This is a genomic window from Massilia genomosp. 1 (assembly GCF_011682185.1).
Lineage (GTDB): Bacteria > Pseudomonadota > Gammaproteobacteria > Burkholderiales > Burkholderiaceae_D > Telluria_A > Telluria_A rubra.
The window spans coordinates 1-299 of sequence record NZ_WHJF01000515.1; the positions used below are offsets into that span (position 1 = coordinate 1).

Consider the following 299-nt stretch of genomic DNA (forward strand, 5'->3'; position numbering starts at 1 on the left):
TACAAGTATGGATCAATCGGGCTGCTGAAGGTGCCTTATGTTATCCAGTTCCACCTGGCCCAGCATCTGCAGCTTGCTCAACAAAAGCCGACGGCGGATGACTTCCGTATTTTTAATGCCATTCTCGATACGCTGCGTTCGGTGGATGCCAAGACCAAACCCAAGGATCTGCATAAATATCTGAAAAAAATCGAGGGTTTCAAGGCCACTAACGATCAATGCAGAGTATTGGTGGAAGCGTTGGGCATCGCGAGCATTCTGGAGACGGAGGAACATAAAGGCTACCTCACGCACTTCAC

General features: G+C 49.2%; 1 protein-coding gene. It reads left to right on the plus strand.

The genetic code is table 11. The annotated features are described in order from the left end of the window. Positions 1 to 299, plus strand: a 299-nt coding sequence (locus F1735_RS34725) for a hypothetical protein (RefSeq protein WP_222853207.1), incomplete at both ends; no start/stop codon positions are given.